The sequence below is a fragment of the Paraglaciecola marina genome (assembly GCF_004360155.1).
GTDB classification, from domain to species: domain Bacteria; phylum Pseudomonadota; class Gammaproteobacteria; order Enterobacterales; family Alteromonadaceae; genus Paraglaciecola; species Paraglaciecola marina.
The window spans coordinates 71,939-98,730 of record NZ_SAIS01000016.1 but is presented as its reverse complement, the minus strand read 5'-3'; the positions used below and the strand labels follow the sequence as shown (position 1 = coordinate 98,730).

General features: G+C 40.2%; 19 protein-coding genes and 1 tRNA gene. 4 read left to right on the top strand and 16 right to left on the bottom strand.

All coding sequences use genetic code 11. The features are described from left to right. Positions 1–116 precede the first annotated feature (116 nt). The 12 genes from fusA to EOK74_RS17865 form a co-directional block, all read right to left on the bottom strand. Complete coding sequence (gene fusA / locus EOK74_RS17920) at positions 117–2,219, bottom strand: elongation factor G (protein WP_133471476.1); 2,103 nt, start codon at positions 2,217–2,219, stop codon at positions 117–119. Between the two features lie 12 nt (positions 2,220–2,231). After that, positions 2,232–2,702: a 30S ribosomal protein S7 gene (gene rpsG / locus EOK74_RS17915; RefSeq protein ID WP_133471475.1), complete on the bottom strand. Its 471-nt coding sequence runs from the start codon at positions 2,700–2,702 to the stop codon at positions 2,232–2,234. 76 nt (positions 2,703–2,778) lie between these two features. Further along, positions 2,779–3,153 (bottom strand): 30S ribosomal protein S12, encoded by a 375-nt coding sequence (rpsL, locus tag EOK74_RS17910; protein WP_007623100.1) that lies wholly within the window; start codon positions 3,151–3,153, stop codon positions 2,779–2,781. Positions 3,154–3,377: 224 nt separating this feature from the next. After that, a complete protein-coding gene (gene rpoC / locus EOK74_RS17905) occupies positions 3,378–7,562 on the bottom strand; it encodes a DNA-directed RNA polymerase subunit beta' (protein WP_133471474.1) in 4,185 nt (1,394 codons plus the stop codon). Between the two features lie 88 nt (positions 7,563–7,650). Further along, positions 7,651–11,679, bottom strand: a complete 4,029-nt coding sequence (gene rpoB, locus EOK74_RS17900; protein WP_133471473.1) for a DNA-directed RNA polymerase subunit beta — start codon at positions 11,677–11,679, stop codon at positions 7,651–7,653. Positions 11,680–11,959: 280 nt separating this feature from the next. After that, positions 11,960–12,331, bottom strand: coding sequence for a 50S ribosomal protein L7/L12 (rplL, locus tag EOK74_RS17895; RefSeq protein ID WP_133471472.1), 372 nt, complete (start codon positions 12,329–12,331; stop codon positions 11,960–11,962). A gap of 53 nt (positions 12,332–12,384) precedes the next feature. Further along, the gene (rplJ, locus tag EOK74_RS17890) at positions 12,385–12,903 is read right to left on the bottom strand and encodes a 50S ribosomal protein L10 (protein WP_133471471.1); all 519 of its coding nucleotides are present in this window, start codon (positions 12,901–12,903) and stop codon (positions 12,385–12,387) included. A gap of 380 nt (positions 12,904–13,283) precedes the next feature. Continuing rightward, positions 13,284–13,979: a 50S ribosomal protein L1 gene (gene rplA / locus EOK74_RS17885; RefSeq protein WP_133471470.1), complete on the bottom strand. Its 696-nt coding sequence runs from the start codon at positions 13,977–13,979 to the stop codon at positions 13,284–13,286. Between the two features lie 3 nt (positions 13,980–13,982). Next, on the bottom strand, positions 13,983–14,411 hold the full coding sequence (gene rplK, locus EOK74_RS17880) for a 50S ribosomal protein L11 (RefSeq protein ID WP_133471469.1): 429 nt from the start codon (positions 14,409–14,411) through the stop codon (positions 13,983–13,985). A 236-nt stretch (positions 14,412–14,647) separates the two neighbouring features. After that, a complete protein-coding gene (nusG, locus tag EOK74_RS17875; protein ID WP_133471468.1) occupies positions 14,648–15,184 on the bottom strand; it encodes a transcription termination/antitermination protein NusG in 537 nt (178 codons plus the stop codon). A 3-nt stretch (positions 15,185–15,187) separates the two neighbouring features. Continuing rightward, the gene (gene secE, locus EOK74_RS17870; RefSeq protein ID WP_133471467.1) at positions 15,188–15,565 is read right to left on the bottom strand and encodes a preprotein translocase subunit SecE; all 378 of its coding nucleotides are present in this window, start codon (positions 15,563–15,565) and stop codon (positions 15,188–15,190) included. A 254-nt stretch (positions 15,566–15,819) separates the two neighbouring features. After that, positions 15,820–15,896 (bottom strand) — tRNA-Trp (locus EOK74_RS17865). A 307-nt stretch (positions 15,897–16,203) separates the two neighbouring features. On the opposite strand from EOK74_RS17865, the gene EOK74_RS17860 reads away from it, so the two are divergent. After that, a complete protein-coding gene (locus tag EOK74_RS17860; RefSeq protein WP_338047284.1) occupies positions 16,204–16,734 on the top strand; it encodes a YgjV family protein in 531 nt (176 codons plus the stop codon). A 152-nt stretch (positions 16,735–16,886) separates the two neighbouring features. Next, on the top strand, positions 16,887–17,588 hold the full coding sequence (locus tag EOK74_RS17855) for a DUF445 domain-containing protein (RefSeq protein ID WP_133471465.1): 702 nt from the start codon (positions 16,887–16,889) through the stop codon (positions 17,586–17,588). 10 nt (positions 17,589–17,598) lie between these two features. Here EOK74_RS17855 and EOK74_RS17850 read toward each other — a convergent pair whose 3' ends face one another. From EOK74_RS17850 to EOK74_RS17835, 4 genes are all read right to left on the bottom strand, one after another. Next, positions 17,599–18,273 (bottom strand): RluA family pseudouridine synthase, encoded by a 675-nt coding sequence (locus tag EOK74_RS17850; protein ID WP_133471464.1) that lies wholly within the window; start codon positions 18,271–18,273, stop codon positions 17,599–17,601. Positions 18,274–18,308: 35 nt separating this feature from the next. After that, positions 18,309–20,150, bottom strand: a complete 1,842-nt coding sequence (locus EOK74_RS17845) for an ABC transporter ATP-binding protein (protein WP_133471463.1) — start codon at positions 20,148–20,150, stop codon at positions 18,309–18,311. A gap of 73 nt (positions 20,151–20,223) precedes the next feature. Then, positions 20,224–20,850, bottom strand: a complete 627-nt coding sequence (locus EOK74_RS17840) for an RraA family protein (RefSeq protein WP_133471462.1) — start codon at positions 20,848–20,850, stop codon at positions 20,224–20,226. Between the two features lie 4 nt (positions 20,851–20,854). Further along, a complete protein-coding gene (locus tag EOK74_RS17835; RefSeq protein WP_133471461.1) occupies positions 20,855–21,274 on the bottom strand; it encodes an MAPEG family protein in 420 nt (139 codons plus the stop codon). A 269-nt stretch (positions 21,275–21,543) separates the two neighbouring features. Here EOK74_RS17835 and EOK74_RS17830 point away from each other — a divergent pair, with 269 nt between their 5' ends. Beyond that, a complete protein-coding gene (locus EOK74_RS17830) occupies positions 21,544–24,564 on the top strand; it encodes a ligand-binding sensor domain-containing protein (protein ID WP_166638800.1) in 3,021 nt (1,006 codons plus the stop codon). Between the two features lie 96 nt (positions 24,565–24,660). After that, positions 24,661–26,733 (top strand): M13 family metallopeptidase, encoded by a 2,073-nt coding sequence (locus EOK74_RS17825; RefSeq protein WP_133471459.1) that lies wholly within the window; start codon positions 24,661–24,663, stop codon positions 26,731–26,733. The last annotated feature ends 59 nt before the right edge of the window (positions 26,734–26,792 follow it).

Genomic DNA, 26,792 nt, shown 5'->3' with positions numbered 1-26,792 from the left:
TTACATGCGGTTTAGTACGTTCAAACTTTTCTTTTGCCATTTTACTGGTTTCCTAGTTAAAAGTCCGGCCCCTATCCTATATGGAGTAGATAACCGGACCAGACCTTCATTAAGATTTACAGTCGCGACTCGGAGATAGCTTTTGCTACCGCACTCGACGCTTCTGCGTAATTAAAAAATTCCATAGAGTATGAGGCTCTACCCTGAGTTGCGCTACGCAAATCAGTAGCATAACCAAACATTTCTGATAAAGGTACTTTCGCATGTATTATTTTAATACCTGCAACACCATCATCCATGCCTTCTATCATACCACGGCGCCTATTAAGGTCACCGACTACGTCACCCATCCAGTCTTCTGGAGTGGTGACTTCAACTTTCATAGTTGGCTCAAGTAAAACAGGGTTTGCTTCTGCAGCCCCTTTCTTGAATCCCATCGACCCTGCGATTTTAAACGCCATTTCTGAAGAGTCAACATCATGATACGAACCGTCATATAAAGTTACTTTTACATCAAGCACTGGATACCCGGCTACGACACCACTTTGCATTTGTTGCTGAATACCTTTATCAACAGCTGGGATGAATTCTTTTGGAACGACTCCCCCAACCACTTCATTGATAAATTCATAACCAGCACCTTCTTCATTAGGTTCGAGCTTCAACCAAACGTGACCATATTGGCCTTTTCCGCCTGATTGACGAACAAACTTACCTTCAACTTCAACGCTAGAGCGAATGGTTTCTCGGTAAGCAACTTGTGGTTTACCTACGTTACAATCAACACCAAACTCACGCTTCATTCTGTCAACAATGATATCTAAGTGCAGTTCACCCATACCAGATATTATTGTTTGCGCAGTTTCTTCATCAGTATGTACCTTGAATGATGGATCTTCTGCCGCTAGCTTACTAAGGGCAATCGCCATCTTTTCTTGGTCTGGTTGAGATCTAGGTTCTACTGCAATAGAAATAACCGGTTCTGGAAATTCCATACGCTCTAGGGTAATAATATGATTAGGATCACACAAAGTGTCCCCCGTAGTCACATCTTTTAGCCCTATAGCTGCAGCTATGTCTCCTGCTCGTACTTCTTTAAGCTCTTCTCTATCTTTAGCATGCATTTGAACTATACGTCCAAAGCGCTCACGCTTACCTTTTACAGGGTTGTAAACGGCATCACCTGAGTTAACTACGCCAGAATAACAGCGGAAGAAAGTTAACGTTCCAACAAAGGGGTCTGTAGCAATTTTAAATGCTAAAGCAGCAAAAGGTTCGTTGTCGTCCGCAGGACGTTCGGCCTCTGTCTCATCTTTGTCGTTTAGTACACCTGTAATTGCTGGTACATCCATTGGCGCAGGTAGGAACTCGATAACAGAATCAAGTACAGCCTGAACACCTTTGTTTTTGAATGCAGAACCACAGGTTGCAAGCACAATTTCATTAGCAAGTGTACGTTTGCGCAAACCAAATTTGATTTCGTCTTCGGTAAGCTCTTCGCCTTCCAAATACTTATCCATCAACTCATCAGTCGCTTCTGCTGCGGCTTCAACTAATTCGGTACGAAGTTCTTCCGCACGGTCTATTAAATCAGCAGGAATATCTTCATAGGTGAATGTCATACCTTGGTCAGACTCATTCCAATTAATGGCTTTCATCTTGATTAGGTCAACCACACCTTTGAAGGTTTCTTCAGCACCAATATTCAAATGAATAGGAACACAATTAGCCCCTAAACGAGTTCTTATTTGATTAACAACACGCTCAAAATCTGCACCTGCACGGTCCATTTTATTAACAAATACCATACGTGGAACGCGGTATTTGTCAGCTTGGCGCCAAACAGTTTCAGATTGAGGTTCTACACCTGAGGAACCACAAAAAACCACAACCGCACCATCTAATACTCGTAAAGAACGTTCTACTTCAATAGTAAAGTCAACGTGCCCTGGAGTATCAATAATATTGATACGGTGTTGGTCATATTGCTTGTTCATACCCGACCAGAAACAGGTCGTGGCAGCCGAAGTAATGGTTATGCCGCGCTCTTGTTCTTGTTCCATCCAATCCATGGTGGCTGCGCCATCATGGACCTCACCGATCTTATGAGAAAGACCTGTGTAGAAAAGAACACGTTCAGTGGTGGTAGTTTTACCAGCATCAACGTGGGCGACAATACCAATATTTCGGTAACGCTCAAGGGGCGTTTTACGAGCCATAGCTTTCTCTTATTACCAACGGTAGTGAGCGAATGCTTTGTTAGCTTCAGCCATACGGTGAACGTCTTCACGTTTCTTAACCGCAGAACCTTTGTTTTCAGCAGCGTCGAGCATTTCAGCTGCAAGGCGTTGAGCCATTGATTTTTCACCACGCTTACGGGCAGCGTCAACTAACCAACGCATACCTAGAGCATTTCGACGAACTGGACGTACTTCTACTGGTACTTGATAAGTAGAACCACCAACACGACGAGATTTAACCTCTACCGTAGGGCGGATATTGTCCAACGCATCTTCAAATATGTCTAAGTGTGCTTTGTCAGCTTTAGAAGCAACAATATCTAGCGCACCGTAAACGATTTTTTCAGCAGTCGATTTCTTGCCGTCTAACATCACGACATTCATAAATTTAGCTAATAACTCTGATCCGAACTTAGGATCTGGTAGGATTTTACGTTGTCCTACGACTCTTCTTCTTGGCATCTCAATTCTCCGTAGAATTCAGGGGATTCCCAAAACTCAATTAATACTATAGTTTGGCCTTACTAACGGAGAACCGTTAAGACTTAGGCCTTTTTGCGCCGTACTTAGAACGGCCAGCGCGACGATCACTTACACCAGCACAATCTAATGTACCGCGTACTGTGTGATAACGAACACCTGGTAAATCTTTAACACGACCACCACGAATAAGAACAACACTGTGCTCTTGTAGGTTGTGACCTTCTCCACCGATATATGAAGATACTTCAAAACCGTTGGTTAAACGAACACGACATACTTTACGTAATGCAGAGTTCGGCTTCTTTGGTGTGGTTGTATATACACGAGTACATACTCCACGACGTTGTGGACAGGCCTGCAAAGCCGCGACGTTGCTCTTCGTCGCAGGTTGTTTGCGTGGCTTGCGCACTAACTGGTTAACTGTTGCCATTAACAAGCTCCTGATTAAAATTACGACTGTTTGCCCTTTTTATTAGGGCGTAAAACGCGAAAAATCCGCGAGCCTTAATTAAGTGATGAAATCATCACCAAATTTCGGGTCGCGGAAGTCTAATGATCAATAGCTGAGCTGTCAAGTAAGAGTATCGCTAAACTGTATTTTATATAGGTTTAGCGACAATTTTTACTATTTCAGATCATATTTGATCGTATTTTTTACTCGTCAGCTGGGCTATCACTTACTTCAGCATTCAATGCTTCGGTTAATGCTAACTCTGCTTCAGATGCAGAAACTGAAGGTTCTTCTAGTTCCTGTAGCTCTGCTAGTTTTCTAGCAGTACGTTTTTGATGATACGAGAAGCCGGTACCAGCTGGTATCAAGCGTCCAACTATTACGTTTTCTTTCAAGCCACGTAGTTCATCTTCTTTACCTTGCACTGCTGCTTCAGTAAGAACACGAGTTGTTTCTTGGAAAGATGCAGCTGAGATAAACGACTCAGTAGACAATGACGCTTTAGTGATACCCAGTAACTGTGTTTCGTACTGAGCAGGGATTTTGCCTTGCTTTTCCAATTCACGGTTAGCTATCTTCACGTTAGATACTTCTAACTGTTCGCCTTCTAGGAAGTTACTGTCACCTGCATGAGTGATTAAACACTTACGCAACATTTGACGAATAACTACTTCGATATGCTTATCGTTAATTTTTACCCCTTGTAGGCGGTAAACTTCTTGTACTTCATTAACGATATAGTTAGATACAGCACTGATTCCACGTAGACGTAATATGTCATGCGGAGACTCAGGACCATCGGCAATAACTTCACCTTTCTCAACCGACTCACCTTCAAACACGTTAAGTTGACGCCATTTAGGGATCATCTCTTCGTAGTGGTCTTCACCTTTAGGCGTGATGGTTAAACGTTTCTTACCTTTAGTTTCTTTACCAAAGCCAATCATACCTGAAACTTCAGCTAGGATAGCTGGCTCTTTAGGCTTACGGGCTTCAAACAAGTCAGCAACACGTGGAAGACCACCGGTAATATCACGAGTTTTCGAGCTTTCTTGCGGTATACGTGCTAATACGTCACCAGGTTTAGCTTCCATACCATCTGTAGCTTCGATAGTAGTAAAGCTTGGTAAACGAATCTCTTGTAAGCCAAACTCTGCACTTTCAAGGATTAGCTTAGGCTCTTTAGCATTTGCTTTAGATAGGTCATTTACAACGATACGAGTTAAACCAGTCAACTCATCTTGTTGCATTTCAGTATTACTATCATCAACATCAGCAAAGCTAATTTTAGCCGCACGCTCTGTAACGATTGGATGTGAATGTGGGTCCCAGTTAGCAACCACTTCACCCGCTTCAACTTTTGTATTGTCATCAATTGTTAAGATTGCACCGTAAGGCACTTTATAACGCTCTTTCTCACGACCTTGATCATCTATGATAGTGATCTCAGTTGAACGAGAAACAATTACTACCTTATCATCTGTATTACGTACGAACTTAGCGTTGTGGAGTTTCAATGTACCCGTTGTCTTAACTTGTACACTGTTTTCAGCAGACGCTCTAGATGCAGCACCACCAATGTGGAAAGTACGCATTGTTAACTGTGTACCAGGTTCACCGATTGACTGTGCGGCAATAACACCAACAGCTTCACCATGACCAACCATGTGTCCACGAGCCAAGTCACGTCCGTAACATTTAGCACAAACACCAAAGTCGTTTTCACAGGTAATAACGGAGCGAACCATAATTTGGTCAACTGAGTTTTCTTCAAGCATGTCTACTAGCGCTTCGTCTAATAGAACGTTACGCTCTACTAGCACTTCGTTAGTACCAGGCTTCAATACGTCTTCAGCTACTGTACGACCTAGTACACGTTCACGAAGCGGCTCAACAACGTCACCACCTTCGATAAGCGGAGTCATTTTAACACCTTCATAGGTGCCACAATCATCGTTGTTAATAACTAAATCTTGTGCAACATCTACTAGACGACGAGTCAAATAACCCGAGTTAGCTGTTTTCAATGCCGTATCGGCCAAACCTTTACGAGCACCGTGAGTAGAGATGAAGTACTGAAGTACGTTCAAACCTTCACGGAAGTTTGCAGTAATAGGTGTTTCGATGATTGAACCATCTGGTTTTGCCATCAAACCACGCATACCAGCTAGCTGACGAATCTGAGCGGCACTACCACGAGCACCAGAATCGGCCATCATAAAGACTGAGTTGAAAGAAGCTTGTTCTTCCATTTCACCATCACGATTTAAAATTGATTCTTTAGATAAGTTTTCCATCATAGCTTTAGCGACTTTTTCGTTCGCGTTTGACCAGATATCGATAACTTTGTTGTAACGTTCACCCGCGGTAACAAGACCAGATTGGAATTGCTCTTGGATTTCGTAGACTTCAGCTTCGGCACCTTCAATGATGTCTTTCTTCGCGTCAGGAATAACCATGTCATCTATACCAACAGATGCACCAGCAATCATTGCATAGTGAAAACCGGTATACATGATTTGGTCAGCTGCGATAACTGTATCTTTCAAACCAAGTGAACGGTAACAAGCATTCAATAACTTAGAAATCTGCTTTTTACCCATGGCTTGGTTAATAATCTCAAAAGGTACACCTTTAGGTAATACTTCAGAGAAAATAGCTCGACCAACTGTAGTATCAGTTAAGGTAACCTTTTCGGTCTTAGTTCCATCTTCAGCAACTTCATATTCAGTAATACGAACTTTAACGCGAGCATGTAATTCAGCAGTTTCTGTACGGTAAGCTTTTTCAGCTTCCTTAGGACTAGTGAATACCATGCCTTCGCCTTTACCGTTAACACGATCACGTGTCATATAGTACAAGCCCATTACAACGTCCTGTGAAGGTACGATAATTGGCTCACCGTTGGCAGGTGAAAGAATGTTGTTGGTAGACATCATCAACGCACGAGCTTCTAGCTGTGCTTCGATAGTCAATGGTACGTGTACCGCCATTTGGTCACCATCGAAGTCGGCGTTATATGCCGCACAAACCAATGGGTGTAACTGAATAGCTTTACCTTCAATTAGGATAGGTTCAAATGCTTGAATACCTAGTCTGTGAAGTGTTGGTGCACGGTTAAGCATTACCGGATGTTCACGGATTACTTCATCAAGTACATCCCAAACTTCTGGATCTTCACGCTCAACTAATTTTTTAGCTGCTTTAATAGTAGTAGCTAAACCACGACCTTCTAATTTTCCGTAGATAAACGGCTTGAATAACTCAAGTGCCATTTTCTTAGGAAGACCACATTGATGTAAACGTAAAGTAGGACCAACTGTGATTACAGAACGACCTGAGTAATCAACACGCTTACCTAGCAAGTTCTGACGGAAACGACCTTGCTTACCTTTGATCATATCAGCCAAAGATTTAAGAGGACGCTTGTTAGAACCCGTAATAGCACGACCACGACGACCATTATCAAGAAGAGCATCTACCGCTTCTTGTAACATACGTTTTTCGTTACGTACTATGATGTCTGGTGCAGCTAGGTCTAGAAGACGCTTAAGACGGTTATTACGGTTAATAACACGACGATACAAATCGTTTAGATCAGAAGTCGCGAAACGGCCGCCATCTAGTGGTACTAATGGACGTAAATCTGGTGGTAAAACAGGAAGAACTGTTAAAATCATCCACTCTGGCTTATTACCAGATAGTTGGAAAGATTCTAATAATTTCAAACGTTTAGTGATTTTCTTACGCTTAGTTTCAGAGTTAATGGTAGGTAACTCTTCACGCATAGCAACTACGTCAGCATCAACATCTAAGGCTTTAAGCAATTCGAATACTGCTTCAGCGCCCATTTTTGCTTCAAATTCGTCACCATGTTCTTCTAACGCATCCAAATACTCTTCTTCAGTTAAAAGTTGGCTACGCTCTAAGGTCGTCATACCTGGTTCAGAAACCACATATGATTCAAAATAAAGAACACGCTCAATATCACGTAATGTCATATCTAACATTAAGCCAATACGAGAGGGTAGTGATTTAAGGAACCAGATATGTGCTACTGGGCTTGCCAGTTCAATGTGTCCCATACGCTCACGACGTACTTTAGTTAAAGTAACTTCAACTCCACATTTTTCACATATAACACCACGGTGTTTAAGGCGTTTGTATTTACCACATAAACATTCGTAATCTTTTACTGGCCCAAATATACGAGCACAGAACAAACCATCACGTTCAGGTTTAAAAGTACGATAGTTAATCGTTTCTGGTTTCTTAACTTCACCAAAAGACCACGAGCGGATCATATCCGGAGCAGCTAAGCCAATTCGAATATTATCGAACTCTTCAGTCTTATGTTGTTGCTTAAGAAACTTTAATAAATCTTTCACATTTCTCTCCAGCGGAGTTAGTTGCAAAGATCCTGTTAGTATTAATCACACTAACAGGACAATCGGTCTACAAGCTATATCTGAGCGTCTATTGCTCTTCTAGTTCGATATTGATACCTAGTGAACGGATTTCTTTCAACAATACGTTGAATGATTCCGGCATACCAGGTTCCATACGATGATCGCCATCAACAATGTTTTTATACATTTTAGTACGGCCATTCACGTCATCGGACTTAACGGTTAGCATTTCTTGTAAGGTATATGCAGCACCATATGCTTCTAGTGCCCATACTTCCATCTCTCCGAAACGCTGACCACCGAACTGAGCTTTACCGCCTAACGGTTGCTGTGTAACTAAGCTATATGAACCAGTAGAACGAGCATGCATTTTGTCATCAACCAAATGGTTAAGTTTCAGCATGTACATGTAACCTACTGTCACTGGGCGCTCAAATGCGCGACCTGTACGACCGTCAAACAAAGTGATTTGACCACTTTCAGGAATGTCGGCTAACGTTAACATATGCTTTATTTCAGCTTCCGTAGCACCGTCAAATACTGGTGTAGCCATTGGCACACCTTTACGTAAGTTACCGGCTAAACGGGTGACTTCATCATCAGTAAAGTTATCAATATCAACAACTTGATGCGATTTCCCTGCACTATAAACTTCTTTTAAGAAGTTACGTAGCTTGGCCATCTCTTCGTGTTCTTTTAACATACGGTCTATTTTCACACCGATACCGCTTGCAGCCATACCTAAGTGAGTTTCAAGAATCTGACCGATGTTCATACGCGAAGGTACACCAAGTGGGTTCAATACGATATCAACAGGGGTTCCGTTCTCGTCATAAGGCATGTCTTCAACTGGTTGAATAGTTGAAATAACACCTTTGTTACCGTGACGTCCCGCCATTTTATCACCAGGCTGAATATGACGTTTAACTGCAAGGTAAACCTTAACAATCTTGAGTACACCTGGTTGTAAATCATCACCTTGAGTGATCTTACGACGCTTAACTTCAAATTTAGTGTCAAAGTCAGCTTTGATTTCACTATGCTGTTCAGCAATTTGATCAAGCTCGGCTTGTGCGTCTTCATCACTTAAGGTTAAGTCAAACCACTTATCGCGAGGTAAACTATTAAGCTTATCTTGGTCAATTCCAGATTTAAGTAACAAGTTACTAGCTCTGGCAAAAATGCCATCCGCTAAAATTCCAAACTCATCGCCTAAGTCTTTCTTAACTTCACGCAATTGCATATCTTCGATTTCACGAGCACGCTTGTCTTTTTCAACACCATCACGGGTGAATACTTGAACATCGATAACTGTACCGTGAACACTATTTGGAACACGTAATGATGTATCTTTAACATCAGACGCTTTCTCACCAAAGATTGCTCTTAAAAGTTTTTCTTCTGGCGTAAGTTGAGTTTCACCTTTAGGTGTCACTTTACCTACTAAGATATCGCCACCTTTAACTTCAGCACCGATATAAACAACACCAGAATCATCCAGTTTTCCTAAGGCAGACTCACCCACATTCGGGATATCAGCACTAATTTCTTCTGGACCAAGCTTAGTATCACGAGCAATACAGCTTAGTTCTTGGATGTGAATAGATGTAAATCTATCTTCTTGAGCGACACGCTCAGAAATTAAGATTGAATCTTCGAAGTTATAACCATTCCAAGGCATGAATGCGATACGCATATTTTGCCCTAGTGCTAAGTCACCCATATCTGTAGATGGACCATCAGCTAATACATCACCAGCAACTACTGGTTCACCAACATTACATGTTGGTTTTTGGTTAATACATGTATTTTGGTTTGAACGGGTGTATTTAGTCAGGTTGTAAATATCAATACCTGCTTCACCAGCTGTCATTTCTGACTCGTTCACTTTAACAACGATACGACTTGCGTCTACGTAATCAACTGAACCACCGCGTTTAGCAACTACCGTTACACCAGAGTCAACTGCTACAGTTTTCTCCATACCGGTTCCAACTAGTGGCTTTTCAGCTATTAGTGTTGGAACAGCTTGACGTTGCATGTTGGCACCCATCAATGCACGGTTAGCATCATCGTGTTCTAGGAACGGAATAATACTCGCTGCAACAGAAACGATTTGCTGTGGAGAGACATCCATGTATTTGATGTCATCTACTGGCATTAACGTGGTTTCACCACGGAAACGACAAGGGATCAATTCTTCAGCTAATTTGCCGTCGTCATCTAGGACGACATTTGCCTGTGCAATCGCAAATTGGCCTTCTTCGATAGCTGATAAATAATCGATTTCGTCGGTTACAACACCATCAACAATTTTACGATAAGGTGTTTCTAAGAATCCAAAATCGTTTGTTCGAGCAAAACTTGATAAAGAGTTGATCAAACCGATGTTTGGTCCTTCAGGTGTTTCGATTGGACAAACACGACCGTAGTGAGTTGGATGTACGTCACGTACTTCAAATCCAGCTCTTTCACGTGTCAAGCCGCCTGGGCCTAATGCAGAAATACGACGCTTATGCGTCACTTCTGACAACGGGTTATTCTGGTCCATAAACTGAGATAATTGGCTTGAACCAAAGAACTCTTTTACAGCAGCAGAAATAGGCTTAGCGTTAATCAAATCTTGTGGCATAACAGCATCAAGGTCGCCTAAACTTAGACGTTCTTTAACGGCACGTTCAACACGTACTAAACCAACACGGAATTGGTTTTCAGCCATTTCACCAACAGAACGAATACGTCTGTTACCTAAGTGATCGATATCATCAACTTCATCTTTACCATCACGGATAGTGATAAGTTGCTTCATTACTGAAACGATATCATCATTACCTAAAGTGCCAGAACCTGTTGATTCTTCACGTCCTAAACGACGATTAAACTTCATCCGTCCAACAGACGACAAGTCATATCTGTCATCAGAGAAGAATAAGTTAGTAAACAAGGTTTCAGCGGCATCTTTAGTGGGTGGCTCACCAGGACGCATCATGCGGTAAATTTCAACTAAAGCTTCTAGCTTGTTAGTTGAATTATCTATACGCAAGGTATCTGATATATAAGCACCATGATCTAACTCATTAATATAAAGAGTATCGAAAGTGGTAACACCTGCTTCAGTAAGTTCTGCTAAGTTTTCTAACGTTAGTTCATCATTGGCACTAACTATAACTTCGCCAGTTTCTTCATTGATGAAGTCACGAGCAAAGACACGGCCAACTAAGTATTCAGCAGGAACTTCTAATTCAGTTATTTTTGCTTTTTCTAATGCTCTAGTATGACGAGCTGAAATACGGCGACCCGCTTCAACAAGAACCTTACCTTTCGCATCTAGAATATCAAACTGTGCAGTCTCACCTCGTAGGCGGTCTGGTACTATATCTGATAAATATTTATCACCATCAATTCGAACCTGATTTTTCTCAAAGAATAAATCAAGAATCTCTTCTGTGGTCATTTCTAATGCACGTAAGATAATAGTAGCCGGTAATTTACGACGTCTATCTATACGTACAAATAAGTTATCTTTAGGGTCAAATTCAAAGTCTAACCACGAACCACGGTATGGGATAACACGAGCGTTATACAACACTTTACCGGATGAGTGAGTCTTCCCTTTATCGTGATCGAAGAACACGCCTGGTGAACGATGTAATTGCGACACAATAACACGCTCAGTCCCATTGATAACGAAAGTTCCGTTATCTGTCATGAGTGGAATTTCACCCATGTAGACTTCTTGCTCTTTAATGTCTTTTACTGTGCCTGGTGCTGCTTCTCTATCGAACAACACTAAACGCAATTTCACACGTAGAGGGGCTGAATATGTAACACCACGTATCTGACATTCTTTTACGTCAAATACTGGCTCACCTAAACGGTAACTTACATATTGTAATTCAGCGTTACCAGAGTAACTTTTGATTGGAAAAACTGATCTAAATGCTGCTTCCAGTCCATGTTGACCTTCTTCATCGAGGTCAATAAACTTCTTAAAAGAATCTAACTGGATTGAAAGTAGATACGGTATTTCCAATACCTGTGGGCGTTTGCCAAAATCCTTACGGATACGTTTCTTTTCGCTATAGGAGTAAACCATGGGTTCCTCAGCCTGCCGATTTTTGACCCAACTTGTTTAAGGAGTGCACTCATTAAACAAACTTCCGCTATCCTTTAAGTTTGTACTTCAAATCTTTTCCAAATTCATTAAGAGGCTTACTTAACTTATTGGTTTTATTAGATTTAAAATACATTTTGCACTTTATTACTAGGATCCATATAAAAGGATGAAAATACCAAATCCTACAGCGCAAAAAGGCTGGTGACTAAAAAGTCACCAGCCTATGCCATTTCAGGCTAACAATCTGTGTTTAGGCAGATTATTTAAGCTCAACTTCAGCGCCAGCTTCTTCAAGCGTCTTCTTAAGTTCTTCAGCTTCTTCTTTCGATACGCCTTCTTTGATAGCTTTAGGAGCAGATTCAACTACTTCTTTAGCTTCTTTAAGACCTAGACCAGTTGCGCCACGTACAGCTTTGATTACAGCAACTTTGTTACCACCGAAAGATGTCATAACAACATCAAATTCAGTTTGTTCTGCAGCAGCTTCAGCAGCAACAGCAGGACCGGCAACAGCAACAGCTGCAGCAGCAGAAACGTTGAATTTTTCTTCAGCCGCTTCAATTAGTTCAACTAGTTCCATTACTGGCATTTCAGCAATAGCGTTTAAAATATCATCTTTAGTTAGAGCCATTTCTCTAAACTCCTGGGTTTAATGTTAAAAATTTAAATGTACAAAAACGAAAACTATTTTTCGTCTTTGATCGCCGCCAATACACGCACAAATTTGCCTGGAACTTCGTTGATAGTACGAACGAATTTCTCGGCAGGTGCTTTGAAGGTAGCAAGTAATTTTGCCAACGCTTCGTCGCGGGTAGGTAGTGACGCTACTGCATCCAGTTTTTCTGGACCCAATAAACCACTGCCAATAGAAAGTGCAGTTACGTTTAGCTTGTCATTAGTTTTTGCATAGTCTTTAAAAAGACGAGCAGCACCACCAGGTGCTTCAATAGAAAAACCATAAATCAATTGACCAGTTAACGCACTGTCCATATCAGAAAACTTACTATCAGCTAGAGCGCGTTTTGCTAAAGTGTTACGAACTACTCGTAAGTAAACACCTTGCTCACGTGCTTTAACACGAAGGTCAGTTAATTCTGCTACTTCCATGCCACGGTATTCAGCGACGGCAACAGATAGAGCTCGAGACGCAACATCGTTAATTTCTGCTACGATCTCTTTTTTTGCTGCTAAGCCTAATGCCACTGAGTTCACCTCTTAAAGTCTGAAACTTCATTTCTTTATGAAATATCCGCTTCAGGATTCACAGATTGATATCATTACTAAGGGGTTAACCTAGGTAAATCCACCGCTCTACGGTGTTCGTTAATCCCAGAGAGTCTGAGTCGAAACCACCGTCTGCGCAGGCTCGTTTTTTAAGTAAGTTGTTTGCGATGTGTAATATAAAAATTACAATCTAGGCGAATGCTCTCTTACTTCATCCACCAACTTACGCCTGCGGTCTAGGACGGGAGTCTGTGGTTAAACTTATCTTGCAACAAGCCTAACTCAGACTCCAACCCATAACCTTTACAGAGAAACAAATAATCAACATTGATTACTTGCCGAAACCAAACTAATTAAGCTTAAGCGCCTAAAGAAGCTTGGTCTACAGAAACACCTGCACCCATAGTTGTGCTAAGACTTACTTTCTTGATGTAAGTACCTTTAGCTGAAGAAGGCTTAGCTTTGTTAAGCGCTTCTAATAATGCTGCTAGGTTTTCTTGAATTTGATTTGCTTCAAAAGCGATTTTACCAATGCTTGCATGGATAATACCGTTTTTGTCGTTACGATAACGAACCTGACCAGCTTTAGCATTTTTAACTGCTGTCGCTACATCTGGAGTAACCGTACCCGTTTTAGGGTTAGGCATAAGTCCACGTGGACCTAATATTTGACCTAATTGACCAACAACGCGCATTGCATCAGGAGAAGCAACAACAACGTCAAAGTCCATTTCGCCTTTTTTCACTTGAGCAGCTAAATCGTCCATACCAACGATATCAGCACCCGCTTCTTTAGCAGCTTCAGCGTTTGCACCTTGAGTGAAAACAGCAACACGTACGTCTTTACCTGTACCATTTGGTAATACAGTAGCACCACGAACGTTTTGATCAGATTTTTTAGCGTCTATGCCAAGATTGATTGAAACATCAATGCTTTCAGCAAATTTAGCCGTCGCTAATTCTTTTAACAAAGTAACCGCTTCGTTAAATTCGTATTCTTTAGTTGAATCTACTTTCTCGGCAATTAGGCGAGCTTTTTTTGATAATTTAGCCATGTCTTATCCCTCTACTACCAAGCCCATGCTGCGTGCAGAGCCAGCGATGGTGTTTACTGCTGCATCTAAACTTGCTGCAGTCAAATCAGGTTCTTTCGCTTTAGCAATATCTTCTAATTGCGCGCGTGTCACTTTACCCACTTTCTCAGTGTTAGGACGGCCAGAACCACTCTTAATACCAGCAGCTTTCTTAAGCAAGTAAGATGCAGGTGGAGTTTTAGTTTCGAAGGTAAAAGAACGATCTTCGTAAACAGTAATCTCTACTGGTACTGGAGCGCCTTTTTCTTGAGATTCTGTTTTTGCGTTAAACGCTTTACAGAATTCCATGATATTAACACCGTGTTGACCTAGTGCAGGACCAACTGGTGGACTTGGGTTAGCAGCACCTGCCGCTACTTGTAGCTTAATTAAGCCAGTGACTTTTTTCGCCATGATTAATACTCTCTAATTTGGGTATAACGCCTTGTAAACATTGAGAATGCTCACTCTAACGGCTTCCCTTTCAATAAAATCGGGTCGCGCATTATAGATGAAGTTTTAAACAGGCGCAAGGTTAAATGATATAGAATTTAAATATTTATGTTTACTTAAAGACCACAAACTAAAAAGGATGCCATAGCATCCTTTTTTACTTTTAACATCTGGCTGAGCACTTAAAGAATCTAACGTTAGCCTTTCTCTACCTGTCCAAACTCTAGCTCTACCGGAGTTGAACGGCCAAAGATCAAAACAGATACTTTCAAGCGGCTTTTTTCGTAGTCGACTTCTTCCACTACACCATTGAAGTCTGCAAATGGACCATCGGTAACACGTACCACTTCGCCTGGCTCGAATAATGTTTTTGGTTTTGGCTTATCCACGCCTTCTTCAAGACGGTTAAGAATAGCGTTCGCTTCTTTAGTTGTGATTGGTGCAGGTCGGTCAGACGTTCCACCGATAAAGCCTAGCACACGAGGAACACTTTTAACCAAATGCCATGAGTCTTCATTCATATCCATTTGTACCAATACGTAGCCTGGGAAAAACTTACGTTCACTTTTACGTTGTTGTCCCGCACGCATTTCAACAACTTCCTCAGTTGGTACTAAAATCTCACCAAAAGAGTCTTCCATTTCATGCATTTTAATATGTTCAAGTAATGTTTTTTGAACACGGCCTTCGTAACCAGAAAACGCTTGAACCACGTACCATTTTTTGTCTGACATAGTTTAAATTCCTAATCCGGTTATAAAGGAGACAACTTCAACAATAATCCCGTCTAATCCCCATAAAATGAGAGACATAACAACAGTTGCTGCCAACACTATCATAGTTGTTGTAGTGGTTTCTTGGCGAGTTGGCCAAACAACCTTTCTTACTTCTGTACGAGAGTCTTTCGCAAAAGCTAAGAAAGTACTACCTTTAACAGTTGTTGAAGCAATAAACCCTGCGATACCGACGCCGGCAACAGCTACAAGTGCAATATACAGCACCGAAAGCTCTGGAAAGAAATGGTTGAAAGCAACAACGCCAGCCAACAAACCGAAGACCAACAGCCACTTCAACATATCTAGAGAATTGGAACTGCTTTCTGTATTTTCGCTCATGCTAAACCCTAATTCTGTTATGCCTTACTTGTTTTTCCCAAGTAGGCTTATCTAATTCAACAACTTGTACGTGTTAAAAATGGCAGGAGTGAAGGAATGATCTCAGTTACATCCCTGTAACTGACCGCAAGCGGCGCTGGCGCGGTTCAAATCGTTCCATACGACTTGTCAAACCCGTGGGAGTTCTCACCCTCCACCTCTACAACTATTTTTTAATTTACAACCTAAAACTTACGATTGTATTTGCACTTATATGGCAGGGGTGGAGGGATTCGAACCCCCAACCGTCGGTTTTGGAGACCGCCGTTCTACCAATTGGAACTACACCCCTAAAATATTCATGTCTTACCGCAAATTCACTTAGCGGCAACACAAATTTTAGTCACACTACCTTTGTTGAAACATAGATTTTTTCAGGAAAAATTTAGAATCACAAACGGGAGGGTGGCGTATTATACTTATTGACGAAGGGGATTCAAGAAGAAAAAGCAACCTAACTTAACGAGAAGTAAAATTAACCACAAAAAACTAAACGCAGTGCAGTTTAATCAATAACTTAAATTTTAGTGAATTTAAAATTACATCACCTTCAAAAAGCTTACAATAGCGTATCAAGTTCTCTCTAGGTTTATTTTCTCATCATTATAATCGATTCATTAAACCATTTATTTTGGCAAGATCCTGTCGCACAAAGTATAGGATTGGTAGCACTATGCATTGGCGTCAGTGCTTTCTTTCAAAAGGACGACCAAAAATTACGTTATTTTTTAACTGTTTTTACACTTTTTATGACAGTGCATTTTTTAATGCTAGGTCAATGGCCAGGGGCGTTAATGGCATTTTTAGGTAGCCTTAGAAATTATGCATCCAGCAGAACTAATAGCTTAAAAGTGATGTACGGATTTATATTTGTAGCTTGGTTACTAGCCATACCTAACATGGAAAGTTTGGTGCATATGCTACCTGTAATAGCGACTACCTTTGGCACACTAGCGGTATTTAGAATGCACGGTATAAAGTTACGCCTTTTCATGTCAATGGGAACATTATGCTGGTTAACTCATAACTACCTAGTATTTTCAATTGGAGGGGTTTTGGTAGAATCCTTATTTTTAATTATTAATGCCCACACTATGTTTAAACTAAGCCAACTTAACAAGGGTATTTAATTCAAACACCTAGTTGCAGGTTTTCTATAGGTTGGGTTCGATTAAGTAAGTTCAGTTAATCTTTTCGTTGACACAAATATTTTAATTGATATAAACCTTTCCGTTTTTTGTTTTCTCAATTAATAATCTTTCATTTCAAAGGAGTCTGTATTTTGAATAAAAGCTTAATAACTAATTTGGTAGCATTATCTATACTGCTAGTGGGAATTTTCACCAATTACAGCTTATTAAAAAACATAGGTATCTTTGCTCTATCTGGGGCAATAACCAATTGGCTAGCGGTACATATGTTATTTGAAAAAGTACCTGGCTTGTATGGCTCTGGTGTTATCCCTAATCGCTTTGAAGAATTTAAGCAGAGTATTCATAATTTGATTATGACTGAGTTTTTTACACAATCTAACATTGAGCGGTTTACCACTAATAAAGGAGCAAGTGATATAAATCTATCGCCAATCATTGCAAAAATTGATTTATCACCAACCTTCGACTCATTAATAGAAGTAGTGCAAGCGTCCTCTTTTGGGCAAATGCTAGGAATGTTTGGCGGTACTGAAGCATTAGAGCCAATGCGCCAACCCTTTGTAGAAAAAATGTCAGAGGCTGTTGTGAAAATCACTCAATCAGATAATTTTAAAGATTTATTACAGGCACACCTAACGCAATCTGACACACAACAAAATATACAACAGAACATTGCGACAGTTGTTACGCAAAGATTGAATGAATTAACACCAGCAATTGTCAAAGACATAGTGCAAGGAATGATTAAACAGCACCTAGGCTGGCTAGTGGTTTGGGGCGGCGTATTTGGTGGTCTAATAGGCTTAATAGCAGCATTGTTAAATATTTAATCTTGGCTATTCAGAAGGGACTTGGGCTGGTAAATGTAATTAACTTCTGAGAGTGCGGGTGTTTAATTGTGATATCCAAAGCATGAAGCAACAGCCTTGAAGCTAAACCTTGAGTCTCAACTGAGCCATACAAATCACACCCTAAAATGGGATGCCCAATAGCCTGGCTATGAAGTCTTAATTGATGTGTTCGCCCCGTCAAAGGGGTAAATTTCACTCTAGTTCTTGATGGCCCGGTTAACCTTTCAAGAACCTTGTATTTAGATCTAGCCTCCTTCCCTTCTTGATTGCAAATTTTTAGCCTTGGAAACAAGGCCGCATCTTTTGCAATAGGTAAATCAATCACGCCTTCTTCATTGCGCAAATGCCCCGCTAAAATTGACTCATAACCTTTATTGACCGAGCGAGCTTGAAATTGCTGAGTCAACTTGGCGTTAACTTGTTTATTTTTAGCTAATAACATGACACCTGAGGTCCCAAAATCCAAACGATGAGCTAAGGTGACCGTTGGATAATCTTTAACTAAGCGATAATGAACAGAATCTTTATTTTTAGGGTTTTTACCAGACAAACTCAACAAACCACTCGGTTTATTGATAACTAACATGTACTCATCTTCATACAAAATTTCAATTTTTTCAGAGCAAGGAGGAGCCACAAAATTATCAATGATATTTTTATCCAAACCAGCTTGCTCTCCACCATCGATAGCTAACTTTTTTAGTCAATTCCAATAAAGCCACCGGTTTGGTGCTCCCATAACTTGGCATAAATTCCTTTTTTAGCAATTAATTCATTATGTGAACCTTGCTCGACTATACGCCCTTCATCCAACACTAAAAGCCTATCCATTTGAGCAATAGTCGATAACCTATGGGCAATAGCCAACACAGTTTTATTTTCCATTACCTTATCTAGGCACTGTTGAATCGCCACCTCTACTTCTGAATCAAGTGCTGAGGTTGCTTCATCCAAAATAAGAATTGGGGCATCTTTCAACATAACTCTAGCTATGGCGATACGTTGACGCTGACCACCAGATAATTTAACACCACGCTCACCAACATGGGCGTCATAACCTACCCTGCCTTGTAAATCCGTTAAGTTTTGGATGAATTCATGTGACTCAGCTTGTTCAGCGGCCTTGAGCATATCCTCTTCGCTCGCGTCTAAACGACCATACAATATATTATCTCTCACAGAACGATGAAGTAGCGAGGTATCTTGCGTCACCATACTGATGTTTGCTCGTAAGGTTTCTTGTTGTAGTTGGCTAATATCCTGACCATCAATTTTAATACTGCCACTTTGAATATCGTAAAAGCGTAACAACAGGTTCACTAACGTTGATTTACCAGCGCCTGAGCGCCCAACCAAGCCCACTTTTTCTCCTGCTTTAATTCTAATATCTAAATCTTTAAATACACTTATGGGTAAGTCATTAGCACCTTGGTAACCAAAGTTAACCATATCAAAATGAATTTCGCCGCCTTTCATTTTAAGTGGCTTTGCATCGGGAATATCTTTCACCGCTACAGGCACAGACAAACTATTAATACCGTCTTGTACAGTGCCGATATTTTCAAACAGTGATGAGACTTCCCACATAACCCACTGAGACATACCATTAAGTCTTAGACATAAACTAACAGTTATCGCAATTTCACCTGGAGTAACCAGCTCTAACATCCACAAGTAAATGGCCAAAGCACTTATACTAAAGACCAACAAGGCATTACTAAACCAAACACAAGCATACAACACAGTTACGAGTCGCATTTGTGGATAAACACTTTTCAAAAAACCTAACATACCTTCTTTAGCATATTCAGCCTCGCGACTGGTATGAGCAAACAACTTAACTGTGGTGATATTAGTATAACTATCCACAATCCTTCCGGTCATCATAGAACGTGCATCTGCCTGCTTTTGAGAGACACACTTAAGCCTTGGTATCAAGGTGCGTAAAATCACCACATATACGAAAAACCAAACAATCAATGGTGCGCTTAAGCGCCAATCTGCAGTAAATACCAAAAACACTATACTGATGAAATAAACACTGACATAAACCAAAATATCTAAGGTTTTCATTACAGTTTCACGGACAGCCAGCGCAGTCTGCATGACTTTAGTTGCCACTCTTCCTGCAAATTCATTTTGAAAAAAACCTAAGCTTTGTCCTATTACATATCTGTGCGCCTGCCAGCGAATTTTCATAGGGAAATTTCCCATCAAACCTTGATGCGATAATAAAGATTGAGTAATAACCAAAGTAGGCAATACAAGGAGCACCAACAGCCCCATCCAAATCAAATTACCCTTTTCTGTTTCAATAAAGGTGTCTCTGTCGCTTGCTGCTAGCCAGTCAACTAACTGGCCTAAAAAACCAAATAGAGAGACTTCAAGGGCTGCAATAGCGGCTGATAAAAACGATACACAAAAAATAACTGGCCACATGCCTTGAGTATAATAACGACAAAAAGCGAAAATGGTTTGAGGTGGTTGCTCTGGATGAGCTGCCGGAAACGGATTAGTTAACCGTTCAAAAAATGCAAACATGGAGATATTAAACCTTGGAGTGACAAAAACTTATCATTGGACTTAACCGAATAAGCGCTATTAATACATGATACTAATCAGAATACCCTAATTCTTCTAATTTCGACTCAACTTTTTTTGAATGCTGAGCTTGCCATTCTGCCAAGCTCATCTGGGCATCTTTATCGGTTCTTGCCTTAGCTAAACTATAGACTTTCTCAAGTTGAGACTTTGGAATAACCGCAATTCCCTCTTCATCTGCAATAATATAGTCCCCGGCATTAACCGTTACACCACCACAATAAATAGGTTGATTAAATGGAAATATTTGTTCTTTTGCAGCTGGCTTAGGCATTGTATGACGTGCATATACCGGAAACTTCAAAGCTCGGACTTCTGCTATATCCCTAATAGCACCGTCGATAATAAAGCCAATTATCCCCCTATTTTGAGCAACGGCACAAACATTACCACCCGAGCTAGCAACCTTAGGATCGGCCTCAACAACAATAATGTCACCGGGCTGCGCACGATAAATAGCAGCATGTAAACTTAAGTGATCACCTTTACCACATTTGACTGTAAACGCTGGCCCTGCAATGCGAGGGATTTGTGGCCACATGGCTCTAATAGCCGGAGATATAAATTGCTCACTAGATAGTCCCTCTGAGTATTCACAGGGAGAGATTGCCAACAACTTATCAATACTTGGCTTAGTCATAGAGTTAAGCTCCTAAAAATTTAATAAAGAACTTCACCAGCCAAACACAACATATTCCAACTTGAATCAAGAAAAACACAAAGCGGATCTGCACAGCTAACACGCTCGTTGAAATTAGATGAGTAACAGATTGCCCTAACCTTGCAGCAAGTAAAACAAGAGCAAGCCCATTGGTAATAACAGCAGAGTTTGTAGCTAATGCCAATAACATTAAGCCACCGATAAATGCAAAACTCTCTACACAATTTCCCATTGCACGGCTTAAACGTTCACCAAAAGGAGGTGAATCCGAACCATCTGATTTGAATCCATTCGGAGCCTTTTGTTTTTTCATTACTAGTGAGGTGCGGTAGACAGCAATAAAAATCACAAGAAATAAGATCCAAGATATGTAACCTAACAAGGATAAAATAGTGTCATTCATAAGCAGCATTTCTCCCAAAAAACAAATAGTACTGTAACTTAGCGATTACAATTAGCCAACACACTTAAAAAGTAACCAAACTAAAATGGCTGTTTAAAAACGAGTTCTATAAAAAATTAAAATTTTTCACATAAACATACAAGGTTCACTCTTAAAATATATCGAAGTTCAATTAAAATGACTTGCCTTCAGCTTCATCAATACTTGATTTAAAGTTAATTCAGTTTACATTATTATGACTGGGTCCTTGAAGGAGTATGACTATTATTGTGAGAATCTTTACCGTAGGTACAAAACTCAATTACTGTTTTGCTATTCTGCTCATATTCATTTTAAATACTTTCGTAGTGGCTGCTCCAGTTGTCCCAACCCATTTCACACATCTATCAGTTCAAGATGGTTTATCTCAGGTGACAGTATCCGATATTATTGAGGATAATATTGGCTTTATGTGGTTCTCCACTCAAAATGGTCTCAATCGATATGATGGTTACAATTTTGTAAATTATAAAAAAGACCAAAACCTCGACGGCTCAGGACCTATGGGCGACTACGTGTATAAGATGGCCCTTAATAAAACTACTGGAGATCTTTGGGCCGCAAGCTCTAGGGGATTGAGCCGCTATGACCAAAAACATGAACTATTTGTTCATTACCCTTTAATTGACTCCGCAGGCATCCAACATCATTTTGTAGCAACAGTTGTATACGACAGAACGGGAAAATTATGGGCGGGCACCAACCTAGGACTATTTGAATACAACCCAAACTCAGATTCATTTATTCACGTTGAATTAAATCAAAGTGCTAAATTTCGAATACAAGACATTGAACAAGATATAAATGGTGTAATTTGGCTTGCTACCAGCCAAGGATTATATGCATTTAAGGAAGATAGGCCCTTATATACGATACCTGAATTAGAGGGTATAGAAGTTTCAGATATCGAACTTATCAACAAAAATCAAATATGGTTTTCAACCAATGGTAAAGGCATTTACGCAAAGCAAGACACTACAGATTTACGCCACATTATTAAACCATTGCAGGGCCTATCTTCAGAACTTTCAAGCCCTTCTGTCTCTTCAATTAAGCAAATCCGCAATGGTGATATATGGATAAGCACATTAGGAGGTTTAACAATTACCCGCTCAGAGAACAATGCTGAAATCATAAATCTGAACCACAAGAAAGAAAAAAATAACTTACTTAGTGGCCATCAAATGAGTCGTACCTTTGAAAGCCAATCAGGATTGATTTGGCAAGGAACATGGCGATCGGGGTTTTCTAAGTTTGACCCTAGCAGTTTACAATTTAAAACCCTACTTGCTGGTAATGATAAATCAACCAGAGGAATGACAAAGGACAACCAAGGCAATGTTTGGTTTGGAACCCCAGAAGGTTTATGGAAAAGAGATATGTCTGGACAAATCGCTGGCCCTTGGACATTTGAAAATAAACAAAATAACGTAGAATTTTTAGAGTCAAACATGATCTCATCTTTAGCCTACTCCGAATCCTCAGATACAATCTGGATTGGCACAAGGTCTGGGTTAGCTTACCTTAAGAAAAACCAGAAGTATTTAAAGCACGCTGAAACTATTCAGGGAGCGAGAATTTACACTTTAACCGCAGACGAAATAGGAGACCTTTGGCTAGGGGGCTTTAATAACGGTTTAATTTATGTAGATGGAAAAAGTCACAAAATAAAAAAACAGTGGCCAATGGGAAGTGTTACTAAAATTTTATTAGATGCTGATGGCTTTGTCTGGGTCGGCACAATGGAAGGGTTGCTAAGGATAAATAAACACACTGGAGAAGTCCTAGATTTGTATGCAGCTAACAGGTCCCCAGCCAATCGCAGTCCCCGTATAGTTACTTGGATTTCGAAATCAAAAAATGGACAACACTATTGGCTAGGAGCTCAAGGCTCTGGCATTCTAAAGTTAAGTTATGATGAAAAAACAGATGACTTTATATTTCAACAAGTCGCCCCGGGATCACACTTATCTACTCTAGCGATAGGCGGAATAGAGGAAGACAGCAAGGGAAACCTTTGGGCCAGCACCATTGAAGGAATAGCTAAACTAGGCCCAAGTTTAGAAAATCCAGAATACTTTAACGATAGTCATGGTGTAAAAATAGAAGGGTATTACATCAATCACAGTTTAACTAATATAGATTCAAAAATATTTTTTGGAAGCCCTGTGGGTCTCACCTATTTTAGTCCAGAAGACGCTTCTCAATCAAAGTGGAGCCCTGCTATTGTATTCACTAAATTATCAATATTAGGCAATCGAAGTGCCAATACTCAAAACGAGCCCTCCACTCATCAGCTTCCTATATATCAGGCTAAAGAAATAGTATTACAACCTGAAGACCTTGTATTTAGTATTGAATTTAGTGCACTTGACCTATCCGCTCCTACGTTTAATCAATACAAATATAAATTAAATGGGTTTGATACAACTTGGAATACAACAAGCTCTACAAATAGAGTTGCAACATATACAAACCTAGATGCCGGTAGTTATACATTAATAGTTAAGGGAACCAACAAGGATGGAATCTGGAGTGACCAAGTTGGTGAAATAACCATTACAGTTATTCCACCATGGTGGCTGACTACTTGGGCAAAAGTACTTTGGATAAGCATAATTGTAACTTTGTTGATTGGCTTTTATCGAAGAAGAGTTTATGCATTGAAGAAACGCTCAGACCTATTGTCTATTCAGGTAGAAGAACGAACTGCTGAGTTAGAGGCTATGAATAAAAAGCTACTAAGGTTATCAACTATCGATGATTTAACTGGCCTAAGAAACCGCAGGGATTTTAGAAATAACGCCTTACAAGAGTTATCACGGTTTAAACGAGGTGGAGAACCATTTTGTATTTTGCTAATTGACATTGATTATTTTAAACAGGTAAATGATGTTAACGGACATACATGCGGTGACAAAGTGCTCATTGAAACAGCCCAAGTTATGCAAAGCCACATTAGACAGCAAGATTTTCTAGCTCGCTGGGGCGGAGAGGAATTCATCATGATGATAGTAGATACAGATACTAAACAAGGAGCACAAATCGCTGAGAAAATCCGACTAGCCGTGGCTAAAAATATAGTGGAATACGAAGAACAAGAAATCTGTGTTTCTATTACCATAGGAGTAAGTCAAATTTATACAGGTGAAGAGCTAGATGCCTGTATAAATCGCGCCGATAAAAACCTTTACCTAGGTAAAAATGACGGCAGAAATAGAGTTGTAGCTGATCAGCCACTCTCTACTTAGATAAATCACCAATAAAATAATACAACTTGGCAATAAGTTATTTTTGAACTTAATCCGTCAAGGTACAAATTTCGTACAACTTACAAGGAAGCTACATTGAAATATTCGAAATTAATTTTAATAACCTGTGTCATTACATTAAATGCCTGCAGCCCTGCTCAAAATGTTGTAAAACAGCCTCACACAACAAATTCGGTCTCCGCCCAAATAAGCTCGCCAAAAATATCAGGAATAATGTTAGACAATATGGACTTAACAATTAGACCTGGTGATGATTTTTTCAAATACGTCAATGGTAATTGGCTGAAAACAACAAAAATTCCCGCAGACAAGTCTAATTATGGCGGCTTCTCAGTCCTCAGAGATGAAGCTCAAGAAGATGTGATGGATATTATTCGCTCTTCTGCTGAAGGTGACTTTACTGAAGGAAGTGATGAACAAAAAGTTGGGGGCCTGTATAGCTCTTATATGAATATGGAAAAGCGTAACGCTTTAGGAACAACCCCCATAAAACCTGAATTAGAGCGTATTTCAGCTATTGAAAACTACGATGATTTAGCGATTTATTTTGCTCGAGCAAGCAAATATGGACTGGGAACACCATTTATTATTGGCCAATATGTCGACTTCAAAAAGCCCGATAGTTACATGATACATAGCTGGCAAAGTGGATTAGGTTTGCCAGATCGGGAATTTTATTTCAAAGAAGGTGAAGCTAATCAAACTATCCGAGAGGCCTACGTTAAACATATCGCTAAAATGTTTAATTTAGCTGGCCTCAATAACGCTGAATCTAATGCTGATTTAATTATGGAACTAGAAAGTACCCTAGCTAAACAACATATGAAGAAAGAACAAACCAGAAACATGGTAGCTCTCTACAACAAATTATCGCAAACAGAATTAGCTGAGTTAATGCCTAACTTTAATTGGGACGAATATCTAAAAGAAGCACAATTATCGACCCTAGACGGTTTAGTGGTTACCCAACTAGATTACATGAAGGCATTAGGCCAAATTATTCCAACAACCAGCATAGATAACTGGAAGATATTTTTACAATGGGGGCTCATTAACGCTTCTGCTTCCCGTCTAACATCTGAACTCGACCAAGCCAATTTTGAATTCTATAGCAAAGTTTTGCGTGGCGTTGAAGAGCAACTCCCCCAATGGAGGCGGGCAGTATCATTAGTGAACGGTACAGTAGGAGAAATAATAGGTAAGGTGTATGTAAAACAACATTTTCCTCCTGAAGCGAAAGAACGAATGCTAGAAATGGTTAATAACTTACTAAAAGCCTACGAAATCAGCATTAAAGATTTAGATTGGATGTCTGAAGAAACTAAGGTTCAAGCTTTAGACAAGCTTTCTAAATTCACGCCCAAAATTGGTTACCCTGATAAGTGGCGAGATTATTCACTATTAACTGTAGATAAAGAAGATTTGTTTGGTAACTTACAACGCTCAGCAGAAGCCCAATATAAACAAATGCTCGATAAACAAGGCGGCCCAGTACAGAAACACGAGTGGGGTATGAACCCACAAACCGTAAACGCCTATTACAACCCTCCGATGAATGAAATTGTGTTCCCAGCAGCAATTCTACAACCTCCGTTTTTTAATATGGACGCTGAAGACGCCGTGAATTATGGTGGAATAGGAGCCGTTATAGGTCATGAAATCGGTCATGGTTTTGATGATTCAGGTAGCACTTTTGACGGAGACGGCGTGCTTAGAGATTGGTGGACAGATAAAGATAAGGCCGAGTTTAAAGCCCGTACCGCCAAACTCATTGCTCAATATGACAGCTTTGAAGCTTTAGAAGGATTACATGTAAATGGTGAATTTACCTTAGGCGAAAATATTGGTGATTTAGGCGGAATTAGTATTGCTCTTAAAGCCTATCACTTGTCTCTTGAAGGAAAAGAAGCATCAGTCTTAGACGGATTTACTGGTGACCAAAGGGTATTTTTAGGGTTTGGTCAAATTTGGGCCAATAAATATCGCGACGAAGCTCTCCGAAATCAAATCGAAACCGACCCACACTCACCTAGCCCATTCAGAGCAAATGGTTCGGTACCTAATGTTCCAGAATTTTACGAAGCCTTTAACGTAAAAGAAACCGACGCCCTTTATCTTGCTCCAGAAGAGCGAGTAAAAATTTGGTGATCACCCAACTAATGTTTAGTGAAAAATAACAACGGAGCCAATTGGCTCCGTTTTTTAAT